The organism is Xenorhabdus entomophaga (genome assembly GCF_037996725.1).
GTDB lineage: Bacteria > Pseudomonadota > Gammaproteobacteria > Enterobacterales > Enterobacteriaceae > Xenorhabdus > Xenorhabdus khoisanae.
In genome coordinates this window covers 20,376-32,313 of record NZ_JBBMXH010000047.1, presented here as the reverse complement: position 1 = coordinate 32,313, position 11,938 = coordinate 20,376, and the positions used below count along the sequence as shown (strand labels likewise).

Annotated in this window: 16 protein-coding genes; 7 read left to right on the top strand and 9 right to left on the bottom strand. The window is 44.9% G+C overall.

Features of this window, described 5'->3' with window-relative positions; all coding sequences use genetic code 11:
• Window positions 1–369, bottom strand: a 369-nt coding sequence (locus tag AAC854_RS11355; RefSeq protein ID WP_340617199.1) for a GPO family capsid scaffolding protein, incomplete at its 3' end; no start/stop codon positions are given.
• Between the two features lie 178 nt (window positions 370–547).
• Here AAC854_RS11355 and AAC854_RS11350 point away from each other — a divergent pair.
• Genes AAC854_RS11350 through AAC854_RS11340 form a run of 3 tightly spaced genes read left to right on the top strand, consistent with a single transcriptional unit; the run spans window position 548 to window position 3,680 of the window.
• Complete coding sequence (locus tag AAC854_RS11350) at window positions 548–2,332, top strand: terminase large subunit domain-containing protein (protein ID WP_340617198.1); 1,785 nt, start codon at window positions 548–550, stop codon at window positions 2,330–2,332.
• Window positions 2,332–3,363 carry a phage portal protein gene (locus AAC854_RS11345; RefSeq protein WP_340617197.1) on the top strand — a complete coding sequence of 344 codons (1,032 nt, stop codon included), beginning with the start codon at window positions 2,332–2,334 and terminating at the stop codon, window positions 3,361–3,363. Before AAC854_RS11350 ends, AAC854_RS11345 begins: the two co-directional genes overlap by 1 nt.
• Window positions 3,360–3,680 (top strand): Ogr/Delta-like zinc finger protein, encoded by a 321-nt coding sequence (locus tag AAC854_RS11340; protein ID WP_340617196.1) that lies wholly within the window; start codon window positions 3,360–3,362, stop codon window positions 3,678–3,680. The genes AAC854_RS11345 and AAC854_RS11340 overlap by 4 nt, the downstream gene beginning before the upstream one ends.
• Before the next feature lie 8 nt (window positions 3,681–3,688).
• Here the strand turns inward: AAC854_RS11340 and AAC854_RS11335 are convergent, their stop codons facing one another.
• The 6 genes from AAC854_RS11335 to AAC854_RS11310 all read right to left on the bottom strand — a co-directional run bounded on the left by AAC854_RS11335 (window position 3,689) and on the right by AAC854_RS11310 (window position 7,643).
• Window positions 3,689–3,874, bottom strand: coding sequence for a hypothetical protein (locus AAC854_RS11335; RefSeq protein ID WP_340617195.1), 186 nt, complete (start codon window positions 3,872–3,874; stop codon window positions 3,689–3,691).
• Window positions 3,875–3,987: 113 nt separating this feature from the next.
• Window positions 3,988–6,231, bottom strand: coding sequence for a replication endonuclease (locus AAC854_RS11330; protein WP_340617201.1), 2,244 nt, complete (start codon window positions 6,229–6,231; stop codon window positions 3,988–3,990).
• Between the two features lie 68 nt (window positions 6,232–6,299).
• On the bottom strand, window positions 6,300–6,746 hold the full coding sequence (locus tag AAC854_RS11325; RefSeq protein WP_340617194.1) for a hypothetical protein: 447 nt from the start codon (window positions 6,744–6,746) through the stop codon (window positions 6,300–6,302).
• A gap of 1 nt (window position 6,747) precedes the next feature.
• On the bottom strand, window positions 6,748–6,969 hold the full coding sequence (locus AAC854_RS11320; RefSeq protein WP_340617193.1) for a TraR/DksA family transcriptional regulator: 222 nt from the start codon (window positions 6,967–6,969) through the stop codon (window positions 6,748–6,750).
• Complete coding sequence (locus AAC854_RS11315; protein ID WP_340617192.1) at window positions 6,962–7,213, bottom strand: DUF2732 family protein; 252 nt, start codon at window positions 7,211–7,213, stop codon at window positions 6,962–6,964. The genes AAC854_RS11320 and AAC854_RS11315 overlap by 8 nt, the downstream gene beginning before the upstream one ends.
• Window positions 7,214–7,289: 76 nt before the next feature.
• Window positions 7,290–7,643: a DUF5347 family protein gene (locus AAC854_RS11310; protein WP_340617191.1), complete on the bottom strand. Its 354-nt coding sequence runs from the start codon at window positions 7,641–7,643 to the stop codon at window positions 7,290–7,292.
• A 363-nt stretch (window positions 7,644–8,006) separates the two neighbouring features.
• Between AAC854_RS11310 and AAC854_RS11305 the strand changes: the two genes are divergently transcribed.
• A complete protein-coding gene (locus AAC854_RS11305) occupies window positions 8,007–8,483 on the top strand; it encodes a hypothetical protein (protein WP_340617190.1) in 477 nt (158 codons plus the stop codon).
• 13 nt (window positions 8,484–8,496) lie between these two features.
• On the opposite strand, the gene AAC854_RS11300 is transcribed toward AAC854_RS11305, so the two are convergent.
• Both AAC854_RS11300 and AAC854_RS11295 read right to left on the bottom strand, forming a co-directional pair.
• Complete coding sequence (locus AAC854_RS11300) at window positions 8,497–9,006, bottom strand: phage regulatory CII family protein (RefSeq protein ID WP_340617189.1); 510 nt, start codon at window positions 9,004–9,006, stop codon at window positions 8,497–8,499.
• Between the two features lie 28 nt (window positions 9,007–9,034).
• Window positions 9,035–9,190 carry a hypothetical protein gene (locus AAC854_RS11295; RefSeq protein WP_340617188.1) on the bottom strand — a complete coding sequence of 52 codons (156 nt, stop codon included), beginning with the start codon at window positions 9,188–9,190 and terminating at the stop codon, window positions 9,035–9,037.
• Window positions 9,191–9,418: 228 nt separating this feature from the next.
• On the opposite strand from AAC854_RS11295, the gene AAC854_RS11290 reads away from it, so the two are divergent.
• The 3 genes from AAC854_RS11290 to AAC854_RS11280 all read left to right on the top strand — a co-directional run bounded on the left by AAC854_RS11290 (window position 9,419) and on the right by AAC854_RS11280 (window position 11,908).
• Window positions 9,419–10,009 (top strand): phage repressor protein CI, encoded by a 591-nt coding sequence (locus AAC854_RS11290; RefSeq protein ID WP_340617187.1) that lies wholly within the window; start codon window positions 9,419–9,421, stop codon window positions 10,007–10,009.
• A 137-nt stretch (window positions 10,010–10,146) separates the two neighbouring features.
• Window positions 10,147–10,719: a PH domain-containing protein gene (locus AAC854_RS11285; RefSeq protein ID WP_340617186.1), complete on the top strand. Its 573-nt coding sequence runs from the start codon at window positions 10,147–10,149 to the stop codon at window positions 10,717–10,719.
• Between the two features lie 124 nt (window positions 10,720–10,843).
• Window positions 10,844–11,908, top strand: a complete 1,065-nt coding sequence (locus AAC854_RS11280; protein ID WP_340617185.1) for a phage integrase — start codon at window positions 10,844–10,846, stop codon at window positions 11,906–11,908.
• The last annotated feature ends 30 nt before the right edge of the window (window positions 11,909–11,938 follow it).

The following is an 11,938-nucleotide window of genomic DNA, read 5'->3' as shown; positions in this document are numbered from 1 at the left end:
GGCTGGCGAGTCAGTCACTGCCAGCCCTTCCAGATAGGTTTTGCCTGTGCCGCGAAAATTACCGTTAAGCGTAAATTCCACGGAGGTAAACAGCAGTTGCCCGTCCCGGTTGGCCTCTAACAAGCGGTGATTGGGGCGCAGTTGTGCATATAAACGCAACGCTCCCTCATCGCCCCGCTCGGCTTTGACCGCGAGCACTTCCCCCATCGCCCCGAACCAGCGTTCATGTTCCGGCCAGATTCGGGCGGTATACAGTTGAGGGTCATAAAGCTCTGCCGCTTCCAAGATCCATTGCGGCTCGATTGTCCGGCCATCAACGGTGTCGCCCTCCATGGCAATACATATCCAGTTCGTCATTAACTGAGACATATCGCATTCCTTTCGTTTGCTTCGGACACAGTATTGCGAATTCAATCGGCCTGCGCGAGGGGCGCAATTCGGATAAATTCGGATATAACGCATAACCGAATGTAGCCGAAGTAAACCGGACGAAAGCCGCCTGCTCACCCTGCATAATGAGGGCACCAAGGAAAGGACGCTTAAGGATATGGCTAAATACTCTGATGAATTAATAAAAGTGGCGAAGTCGCTTTACCTGCGCCGCTATACTCCGGCTGAAATTGCCAGTGAATTAAATCTTCCCAATCGGCGGATCATTTACTACTGGGCGGAAAAGTGGAACTGGGCAGATATGCTCAGTCATGAAAGCGTGGAAGAGGCCATCAACCGCCGTATTGCCTTGCTCAGTGAACGTAATAACAAAACAGCGCCTGAACAGGATGAACTGGATCGCCTGATTGCCCATCATGTCAAACTGATGGCACAGGCGAATAAACATAAAGAGAAGCTGGCTGAGATTCAGGCGCGGGCACAATCCAGCAATGACAGTGAATATGTTTCCTCTGGTGATGGTGAACCGAAGAAAAAGAAACGCTATCGCAAAAATGATATTTCCGCGCTGACAGAAGAAGACTTCCAGACCTTTGTTGATGGCAATTTGTTTGGCTATCAGAAGCATTTACGTGCCAATAAGCATAAGCATGTGCGAAATATCCTCAAATCGCGCCAGATTGGGGCAACATGGTATTTTGCGATTGAAGCCCTTGAAGATGCGGTATTAACGGAAAAAAGCCAACTGTTTCTGTCAGCGTCCAAACCACAGGCCGAAGTTTTCCGCTCTTATATCGTCAATATTGCTGAACAATTCTTCGGTGTGACATTAACGGGCAACCCGATGCGCCTAAGCAACGGGGCAGAACTGCGCTTCTTATCCACCAATAAGAACACGGCGCAATCTTATAGCGGCCATTTGTATTGTGATGAATATTTCTGGGTACCCGACTTTAAGCGCCTGAATGAAGTGGCTTCCGCAATGGCCACCCATGATCATTGGCGTACCACCTATTTCTCAACCCCCAGTGCCAAAACCCACCCGGCCTACCCGTTCTGGATGGGCGACGAATGGCGCGGTAACGATGCCAAACGTAAGAATGTGGTATTTCCCACGGTTGATGAGATGCGCGATGGCGGGCGTGATTGCCCCGATGGTCAGTGGCGTTATGTCATCACAATGGCGGATGCTATCAAGGGCGGGTTTAATCTGGCCTCCATTGAGAAACTGCGCAACCGCTATAACCAAGACACCTTTAACATGCTCTATATGTGCCAGTTTGTGGACAGTGGTGCATCGGTATTCAAATATCACCAACTGGAAAAATGCGCTGTTGATATCAACCTATGGGAAGATCACGACCCTGATGCGGCGCGCCCGTTTGGTGAGCGTGAAGTCTGGGGCGGCTTCGACCCTGCCCGCTCCGGTGATACCAGCACATTTGTGATTGTTGCCCCGCCATTGATGGCTGGCGAAGCCTTCCGGGTGTTGGCCACGTTCTACTGGCAGGGCATGAACTGGAAGCATCAGGCCAAACTGATTGAAGAGCTGTTCAAACGTTATCGCTTTACCCATATCGGCATTGATACCACGGGGATTGGGCACGGTGTCTATGAGATGGTACAGGACTTTGCGCCCCGCCAGACACAGGCCATTCACTACAGCCAGCAGAGCAAAAACCAACTGGTCATGAAGATGATCGATGTGGTCAGTGAAGAACGTCTCGAATGGGATGAAGAACAAAAAGAAATCCTGGCCTCATTCTTGGCTATCCGGCACACCACCACAGGCAAAGGCGGTGCAATGACCTTCGTGGCTGACCGTTCGCAGGAAACCGGACACGCTGACGTATTCTGGGCCATCGCTCATGCGCTGATGAATGAGCCGTTAAATTACGAGAAGAAACGCACCTCTAAATATAAATTTGCAAAGGCAGCATGATGAGTAAGAAAAAGTTAAGGAAGACCGCTAAAGCGCCACACACCAACGACTGTCAACGGAAAATGAGCCTGATCACACTGGGTAAACCCGAGCCGATACTCACCACCATGACGGATTACCAGAAAATCTGGTATGACAACGATTATGATCATTACACCCTGCCAATTGACCGTCTGGCACTGGCGCAACTGACTAATATGAACGGGACGCACGGCGGCATTATCTACTCCCGCCACAATATGATTGCCTCGAATTATCTTGATGGCGGGCTAACGCATGAGAAATTTAAAGCAGCTATCATCAATTTCTTGATTTTCGGGGATGTGGCCATCCTGAAAGTACGCAATTTCTGGGGGGATGTGGTGAGACTGGAGGTGTTACCCTCGCTATACCTGCGCCGCCGTAAGGATGGGGACTTTGTGGTCTTGCAGGAAGGCGAGCCATTGGTTTACTCCCCTGAAGAAGTGATTTTCATTAAGCAATATGATCCTCAGCAACAAGTTTATGGCCTGCCGGATTATATCGGTGGCATTCATGCGGCCTTACTCAACTCGGAAGCCACTATCTTTCGCCGTCGCTATTACCATAATGGAGGGCATACAGGCGGCATGATTTACATCAATGACCCGAATATCTCAGATGAAGCCGAAAAAGAAATAGAAAACAAGCTGGCACAAAGCAAGGGCATCGGTAATTTTGAAACCATGTTTGTGAGCATTCCCAATGGTGACCCTGACGGCATTAAGTTTATTCCGGTCGGGGACATTTCCGCCAATGATGAATTTGCCAATGTCAAAAGTATTAGCTCGCAAGACGTGCTGACCGCCCACCGATTCCCGGCTGGACTGGCGGGCATTATCCCGACCAATGCCGCCGGATTGGGTGATCCGGAAAAGGCGCGCGCTGCCTACCGCAAGGATGAAGTTATTCCCGTTCAAAATATGTTCATGAATGCGATAAATAACCCTGATGTGCCAGAAATATTACATATCCGTTTTAAACAAGATAGCGTAATTTCGGGTGAAGAATGAGCAAGAAAATGGTAAAATCGCGTAAATTCGATACATTAGGAATGAGGAACATGCGCGTATTAAAAATAATCTGCCCTGAGTGCGGCGCTAAGGCCGTCATTCGTAAAACCAACCGGATGCACCGCGAGATTGCCGATATTTATTGTTCGTGTGCGGATGTGGAATGTGGCCATACTTTTGTGATGAAGCTGACGTTCTCGCACACCATCAGCCCCAGTGCGAAAACGGGGGATATTTTGCTGCGAAATGTGATTAATAACCTCAGTTCGCAGCAACGCCAGATGGCGCTAGACCTGCTGCAAGCCAATGCAGCCTGATTTAAATTTTAAGGAGCCACTATCAGTGGCTTTTCTATTTGGGTTTCCAGCTCACTTTTTACTTGCTTAACCAACTCGCCAAGCCAAAACAGGGCAATCTGCCTGTCACTATCATTTAAATATTCCGAACCTCCCATTTTACAAATTAACTCAATACGTTCTAAAAGAATGGAGGTGTTTAAAGAATCTAACATTTTAGCCCTACTATTTGAAATACGACACTTGAAATACTGTATATATAAACAGATGCAAATTAATATAATTGCTCTCTGAATTAATTGCATTAGGTAATATCTGATTGTGTGACTTAGCCGATATTTCTAGAATTTTTCGCTAAAAACTGCTCATAACTTGATTTTGGATTGCGAAAAATACCTTTTATATCAATAGATAAATCTAATTTCTCACAAATTCTCGCCAGTGTGTTTTTTGTTCTCTCGACATAGGTGGGTTTCTCTTTCAGTAAATGGCCAAACATCGATAACCGATAAGGCTGATCGTCAATGGTCAGGCGGCTGCCTCTCAGCAAGGCTTTTGCCATGCCATCACTTATCTCAAAACCGTGTAATTTTGCAGAATTATGTATCCGTTCGACCTTTTTGCGCTCGTCCATCCGTTCCCAGTTCTGGTAAAACTCATCCAGACACAGATCACTTTCATTCACGGCATTGCTAATCGTACTTTGTTCCACCGTACAGTTATTGACAGAACTCCTAGGCGGTGCGGACGCACCGCTAAAACCAGCCTCCGCTAACGCTTCGGCTAACTTCGGCACAATCTTCCAGCTTTTCAGCCGGGTTAAGATAGGAGTGTCCATTCCCACTAATGGCGAGAAAACCCCTTTAATCCGGATCACATCCTCACCGTGGGCGTTGGTTTCCGGTTGGGTTTCATACCACAGGCGGGCGACCAAATCGTCACGACGCACAAACGGGCCACCTTGTGCATTGATATAGTTTGCCCAGTCGCCGTTATCCGCTGCATCATGCACCGCCGCAAATTCAACACTTAAGCCCATCGCCACGTCATGATCTGCCATACGGCGCAATTCACGATAAACCGTCACGGGCGCACCGCCCACAAACTGGAACTGACGAATACGCCAACGCCCCGCCCATGCACTGGCAGCGATAGCGGCTTCTTTCATAGGACGATCACTTTCATCATCCAGCTCGTCATCCATTGCGTAGCCATCAATGTTTTTAGAAATGTACTTCGCCACATAACCCGTTGCAGAGCCTTTCTCTGGATCAATCTTCTCGGCATGAAACCGGGCTTTCAGGGCTTTCTCATTCCACTGTTCAGCTTTTTCATTCCACAGTTCGTGGCGGTCTTCTTGGGTGGCATACTCACGGATAATGTCGCGCACCTGATCCGCTTGGTCTGGCTGCATAAAAAACAGCATATGCCAGTGTGGTGTACCATCGTGATGAGGTTCAGCCACGCGAATGCCAAAGATACGTAGATCATTACGGTGAAGTTTGGCTCGGATTTTTGCCCAAAGACCGCTTAAATATTGCTGGGTATCGGCGGGACTACTGCCGTTCCATTTACGGTTACGATGCCCATGTCGGGTAGTGGCGTGATATTTAGAGGGGGCGGTCAGCGTGTAGAACTCCGCCACATAGCCCAGTTCATTGCAGATATTTTCAAAGCCCCGGATGCGTACCATCATTTCAGTACGGCGGATAGCCGGATTCGCCACACTGCCATAATATTTATCAATCAGGCTGATGCGGTTACCTTCTTCGTCTTCCAGCTCCATCGACTTGATAAAGTCTTTTGTGCGGCGCTTCTGCTCTTTCCACTCTGAAATGGTCATTTTGCTGGCGTAGGTACTGGCCTTTTTGCTGACGCGGTTGATGGCGATTTGCAAGTGCTCGCGCCACTCAGCCGCCAGACGGCGCAGGCGACCTAACCACCATTTATCGGAGGTCATGCGGGAAATAGCCGCGATAGCCGGCGCTTCATCAAAGAAGCTGCCTGTCAGTTTATCCCAGTAAGGCGCGTCCTGACGGTAGGCTCTGGTGATTGCCGCCGCACGCATATAGAGAACATGCGCCCGTTTCAGGTCACTTTCTTCTGGCATCTCGTTTGCAGTTGTTTCCAGTTTCTGAAAAACAAACTGCGCAATATCATTCGCCAATAGCTCGATATCTTCCCGTGACATATCAGGGATACGGTTAAACCGCCCGATATACAGCGCGTTATCCGCTTCAATTTCCTGAATCTGGTAACGGTTGGTCACTAACGTAACTCTGGGTAAGATACGGTCAACGAATGTTTTAGATAAAAAAGCCTCGGCGCGGGGTGTCCCTTGCTCCTTTTCTAAAACACTAGCTTTGTATTGAACATCAAGGCGAACAATAGACGGTTGTTTTCTTAATAACCGCTGAACGCGAGCGCGTTCTTTGATCGCCTTTGCAATCGCCTGATGTTCTTCTTCTTTCTGGTATTGTTCCGCATAGGTTGGGAACGGTCTGGTTATCGGCTGAATGGGTTTATCCCACGGCGTAGAAACGCCAGCAGCCAGAGCTGCATCGTGTGGCATCTCTGGCTGGAATCTGTTGGGTTGGCGGCGCGGTTGGGGTTGTACGCCGCTGGTTACTGGTACTGGGTTCACTCACAAACCCCAGCAGACACTGAACTACATGCCTGATGTGCATTCTCATTAGCACCCTCATAAAAAAAATGTTCAGGTGTTAGCAATGAATATTCATAAAATGAAATATTAACTTCACTGGGATTATCTAGCCTGTCCCGAAGATAATAAACCTCATCAATTAATACAGTGATTCGCTGCTCGATATCATCAAGCCAATCATACCCCCCCTCCAGAGAAAGGACGACATAGTCACCTTTTTTGAATTCGGTCGATAAATTTTGATTGTCAAAAATATTCTCAATGCCCACGCTTTTGACGATAAAGCATTGATTTACCCTATCGAGTATTTCGACACATGCTTCCTCACTACAATTATTTAAGACACCAATACAACGGTTTTCATTATTTTTAATGGTGGAAAAATCAGTTTCATCAAGATTAACAAAGTGAAGGTTAGCCATCTCATATACTCCGGTAATGTTTCTTAATTAGTTCAAAATCACTCTGACAATCCACACAACGCGTACAGCCCATCACCTGAATACGGCGAATTTCAGGGATCACTTCGCCACAGTCTTCACACTCAATCGCGGAAACCCCGACCGGGCGATTAACATGCTGGGCAATCTGACGCTCCAGTGTTTCTTCAGCGTGCTGGCAAGCGCGGTCAATCACATCAAACATAGTTCCACTCCTGCGCCTGACGCTCTACCTCGCTGGCTTCGCTTTCCAGTAACTCAGCGACGGCATAGCAATCTAAATGATCTTTAATCACCATTGCTTTCAAGTACCGCAGACGGTCGGCCTGACGTTCTGCGCGATGGCGTCTTTCATCTTCGCGGTTTTGCTTGATGCAATTTGCCATAATGACCGCATGGTCATCGGTGTTAAATTCAGCGGGAGTAAATATAGGATCGGGTATATTCATGTTTTTATTTCCTGTTTTTAGATAAAAAGAACCCCTGACGTGTTGACGCCATTAAAATTAAGTTGGTAATTATTATTTAATTAGGTAGCGATAAACCCGTTGGTAATAATGGAGCGGCCGCCTTAATTTTATTGATGGCTTTAATTAACTCGTTTCGCTCATCAATGCTAAATTCGCTTAATTCCAGCTCATGCCGTTCTTTGGGAATATGAGCAAGAAAGAAAATTGCTGCCAGTACGCGAATATTATCGACATAATTCGGATTGCGTTTATTGCGCATCTCATCAATAAAATTCTTTAATTGCTCGTTACCCGCTTTCAAATGTTGCTGCCTGATTTTTGCCAGTTGATTTAAACCATTCACGCGCACATCAAAAGCTATTTTGTTGGCTCGCTGTTCAGTTGATTCAAATTGGCATTCCATGTTCATAAAAACCTCACCTAATTAGAAACAAAATTAAATAAGCAACGGAACATAAGACGATTGGGAAAACAAATCCGTTACCTTGCTTTGTATGAAACGACTTACTGCTTAATCTGTACTGGTGCTGCTGTTGCTTTAATGCGTTCATGCTCACCTCTACAATCAAATCATTGCCGGATTTTTCCCCATGTCCGGCGCATGGTGTTGTGGTAAGATTGAATTCCCCAAAACAAACGCACCACAAGGAAACGGAAAATTATGTCAGACGACAGTAATAAATTTCATCGTACTCACCGCCCTGTACCCACGGAACCGCAGCAACAAAAGCAGCAACCTGAGAGGCAGGATAAAAAATAAGGATTTAAAATAATGGACAAGCAACCATCCCAAACAAATATATCTTTTGAAGTAAACTATGCCTACTACCTCGAAGAAATGACGAGTATTTATAATCACCGATGTAATCAATTGTGTTCTTTCCTCCAATTGTTTCTCGGTGCCTCTGTTTTTGCTAATACCCAATACGGATGGTTGTTTGGTCTGTTTATTGCGTTTATTTCTGCTTTGCAATTCAGCCTCAAATTTGGCGAAAAAGCCGGTAACGCGAAAGCGCAAGTTAGCCGATACCGTATTTTGCTTGATGAACTCTCTAGTTTGTCTGAGGATGACATTATCAAGCGCATGCAATCTATTGAAAAAAGCGATACCCAAACATTGTCCTCGCTTAAAAATCCCGCCCGTAAAAGAACCTTTATTGCTCTGAATGGTTCTGATATTGAATCTAACAAGCCATTGACCAGACTCGAAAGAATCAGTTCTGTCATTGGTGGCGGCATTCCTCGATAACATCACATTCCCCTCAGACGATTGACGCACTTAAACCCGTAAAGGCATCTAATGCTGTTGTATAAGCCGGGTTTGAGTGCAATCGTGATGAAATGGTCACCCCTGCCAGCGTTAATAACCTCACTGCGTTATTAACTGTCTTCTTAAACTCCGCGACACGGGTCTGGTTAAAATGCGCACCCGAAACAGCCTCACTTGCCAGCTTGCCCACTTCTGCTGTTGCTCCTAACAGGTAGCTTGGCATATTGGCATCACACACTTCATTAACCGGCACGGCGGGCTGACACTGTAATTGCTCCAGCAGACCATCCAGAATGGAGGCGTCTTCTGTTACATCAGTTAACTTCATTAACTCAACACAAGTCAGCATGTGACGCTGCTCAGGGTTCAACTTGTTACGCAGCATTTGCGGAGTTATACCAATGGATTCCGCGATCTGTGCTAAGTCGCCTTTGTGCGTGTTAGAGAACGCACGACACGCATTATCAAAGTGCGATTGTTTGGAAACCCGATAATCAAACATTGCTTTTTTTCTCCAAAAGCGAAATTCTTTACTCGTATTGCGTGTTAAGTGAAACTGGAACATGACAATCCGCTAATGCTTGAAGTGTCAATGCAACCATATTGATTTCCACTTTTTCATTAGCGCGGGTTTTCTTACGGATAGGTAAACGGCCATCTTTAACCATGTCACGAGCAGTGCTCATAGACGTGCTTGTAAGCGCACAGTATTCCTTGATTGGAAGGAAAGGCGTAGGGAAGGTAATTGCAATGTTAGGGCGCATAAGGCAAAATCCTCTATAATTTTATTTCGGTTTTATTGGTTCAGATTCGTTATCTATCGCTTAAAACTACAAATTAGGACTAAGATTAACTCGTAAAAAACTACACGTCAACATTGGTGTTCGCTTTTTACGTTGAATCGCTAATTCACTATGACCTTATTAGATATTGATATGACTGGGGACAGCACTCCAGTATTGGATCGCATAATTGAAGCTTATGGGTTTACATCCAAGATTATGCTTGCCCAGCACTTTGATATGGCATCAAGTAGCTTAGCCGGAAGGTATAAACGGAATATCTTTCCTGCTGATATGGTCGTCCGTTGCATGGCAGAAACAGGGGCTACACTTGAGTGGTTAGCAACGGGTCAAGGAAAAATGTTTGCTAATGATGAATTGGACATCATGAAATTACAAAACCATAAACTGATAGATGGAAAATTATATCAGTCTGGTTATGTTATGTTTGATAAAGTGATGTTCACTACTGGCGTTCCTCTCCCTACCGACCCCATCTGCGTTTTAGATAATAAAATTCATTACATCATTGACCGCAAATTTGCCGATGTCTATGACGGTGAATGGTTAGTTGATATTGAAGGAAAAATTAGCATCCGCGAATTAACTCGAATTCCAGTCAAACGCGTTCGTGTCTCTGGTGTAGGCATGGCGTTTGATTGCGATCTAAGCGACATAACGGTTATTGGCCGTGTTGTTACAACAATAAAAAATCACATCTAAGGAATGGTAATGAATGAAAAACTAAAGATAAAAAACTTATCGAGCCAATTAAAGAAACACGGGATCGCATAACCAAAGCATATAACAGATTAGCTAAAAATTGCGGTAAACGTTAATTTTAACAGGGTGAATATCAAGTGATTAATTATAAAACAGCAACTAAAGACGAATTAAAAAAAGAATTTAAGCGATTGGCAGAAGAAGTGAGTGAAGAACCATTTTTCGTAAAAAAAGAATTCTTCCATTTACCCCATATCCTCAGTGAGAATGAAGCACCACTTGCTATTGCCAGCGGTATGATGGATGGAAACACTTGGTTGATCACCTTGACAAATAAACGAGTTATTTTCTTAGATAAGGGAATGATTTTTGGTGTAACACAAGTTGATATTAATTTAGAAGATATCGCCAGCGTTGGCGGTAAGACGGGAATTATCATGGGGGAAATTATTATAAGTACATCAGGTCAAAACTACAAAATATCAAGTGTTCTTAAAAGTGCTGTTATCCCATTTACCAACCTTGTTAACAAAGCTAAAGAAGATAAAAAAACTAAAACAACCTATAACGTTAACCACCAAACAGAAATTCGTAACTCATCAGAAGATGATATTATTTCTAAACTCGAACGCTTGGCCGTTCTAAAAGAAAAGGGAATTTTAAGCGATGGTGAATTTTTGGTACAAAAAGAAAAAATTCTGAATTCATAATATGAGATAAAAAATGGCGCTTGATTTTTATTCTTAAAGGTAAGGAAAATAGCGCCAAAAAATGAATAATGACTCTCATTTTTCTGTTTTAAGGCAAAATATATTCTTTCTCTAAGAAATAAACATGACCATCAAAAAGCAATCTAATGGTAAGTGGTTAGTTGAACTTTACCCTAACGGCAGAGACGGACGCAGAATCCGCAAACAATTTGCCACCAAAGGCGAAGCCACAGCCTACGAACGCCATATCTTAGATGAAACCACAGATAAGCCCTGGCTTGGAGAGAAGCAAGATAAACGCTTTCTTTCTGAGCTGGTTGATATCTGGTATCGGGCACATGGTATAACCCTAAGCGATGGTGAGAACCGTAAACAGAGGATGCTCTTTGCCTGTAGAGAAATGAGTAATCCCCTTGTAACCGAGTTTGATACTAAATTGTTTTCTATTTATCGCGAGAAAAGGCTAAATGGGGATGCAGACAAGCTAAAACCAGTCACTCCTAGTACCGTCAATAATGAATTGGCGTATTTCCGTGCCATGTTTAATGAGTTACACAGGCTCGGTGAATGGAAGGCAGATAATCCACTGAAAAAAATTAGGTCGTTCAGCACTGATGAAACGGAAATGGCCTTTTTATCCAACCAACAAATTATCACCCTACTGGATTTCTGCGCCCAAAGTACAGCAAAAGATTTGTTGATTGTCGTCAAGATTGCTTTATCAACAGGCGCAAGATGGTCTGAGGCAGCGGGGCTAACTGGCTCACAAATCACACCTTACAAGATAACGTTCACTAAGACCAAAGGAAAACGTAATCGCACCGTTCCGATCACCAAAGAACTGTATGATGAGATACCAAAGAAGAAAGGAAAGTTGTTCGGCTCCTGCTATGCCGCTTTCCGTACTGCGGTAAAACGAGCAGGTATAGAGTTACCTTCTCACCAATCGTCTCATGTGATGCGCCACACATTCGCTTCTCACTTTATGATGAGCGGAGGCAATATCCTTGTCTTGCAAAAAATACTAGGGCATACCGACATCAAAATGACAATGCGGTATGCACATTTCGCACCTGACCACCTGAATGATGCTTTGATTTACAACCCGTTATCGCAGTTAAAAAATGGCGACAAGATGGCGGCAGAAGTTCGCACCCCTCAACGCCAGCCAATAGCCATCGCCATGTAACTCATTGATAAACATGTATATATATGATTT

Bases quoted from the DNA above. Each gene is read 5' to 3' on its own strand.
- AAC854_RS11350 (WP_340617198.1), top strand. From the start codon at position 548: ATGGCTAAATACTCTGATGAATTAATAAAAGTGGCGAAGTCGCTTTAC.
- AAC854_RS11345 (WP_340617197.1), top strand. From the start codon at position 2,332: ATGAGTAAGAAAAAGTTAAGGAAGACCGCTAAAGCGCCACACACCAAC.
- AAC854_RS11340 (WP_340617196.1), top strand. From the start codon at position 3,360: ATGAGCAAGAAAATGGTAAAATCGCGTAAATTCGATACATTAGGAATG.
- AAC854_RS11335 (WP_340617195.1), bottom strand. From the start codon at position 3,874: ATGTTAGATTCTTTAAACACCTCCATTCTTTTAGAACGTATTGAGTTA.
- AAC854_RS11330 (WP_340617201.1), bottom strand. From the start codon at position 6,231: ATGCCACACGATGCAGCTCTGGCTGCTGGCGTTTCTACGCCGTGGGAT.
- AAC854_RS11325 (WP_340617194.1), bottom strand. From the start codon at position 6,746: ATGGCTAACCTTCACTTTGTTAATCTTGATGAAACTGATTTTTCCACC.
- AAC854_RS11320 (WP_340617193.1), bottom strand. From the start codon at position 6,969: ATGTTTGATGTGATTGACCGCGCTTGCCAGCACGCTGAAGAAACACTG.
- AAC854_RS11315 (WP_340617192.1), bottom strand. From the start codon at position 7,213: ATGAATATACCCGATCCTATATTTACTCCCGCTGAATTTAACACCGAT.
- AAC854_RS11310 (WP_340617191.1), bottom strand. From the start codon at position 7,643: ATGAACATGGAATGCCAATTTGAATCAACTGAACAGCGAGCCAACAAA.
- AAC854_RS11305 (WP_340617190.1), top strand. From the start codon at position 8,007: ATGGACAAGCAACCATCCCAAACAAATATATCTTTTGAAGTAAACTAT.
- AAC854_RS11300 (WP_340617189.1), bottom strand. From the start codon at position 9,006: ATGTTTGATTATCGGGTTTCCAAACAATCGCACTTTGATAATGCGTGT.
- AAC854_RS11295 (WP_340617188.1), bottom strand. From the start codon at position 9,190: ATGAGCACTGCTCGTGACATGGTTAAAGATGGCCGTTTACCTATCCGT.
- AAC854_RS11290 (WP_340617187.1), top strand. From the start codon at position 9,419: ATGACCTTATTAGATATTGATATGACTGGGGACAGCACTCCAGTATTG.
- AAC854_RS11280 (WP_340617185.1), top strand. From the start codon at position 10,844: ATGACCATCAAAAAGCAATCTAATGGTAAGTGGTTAGTTGAACTTTAC.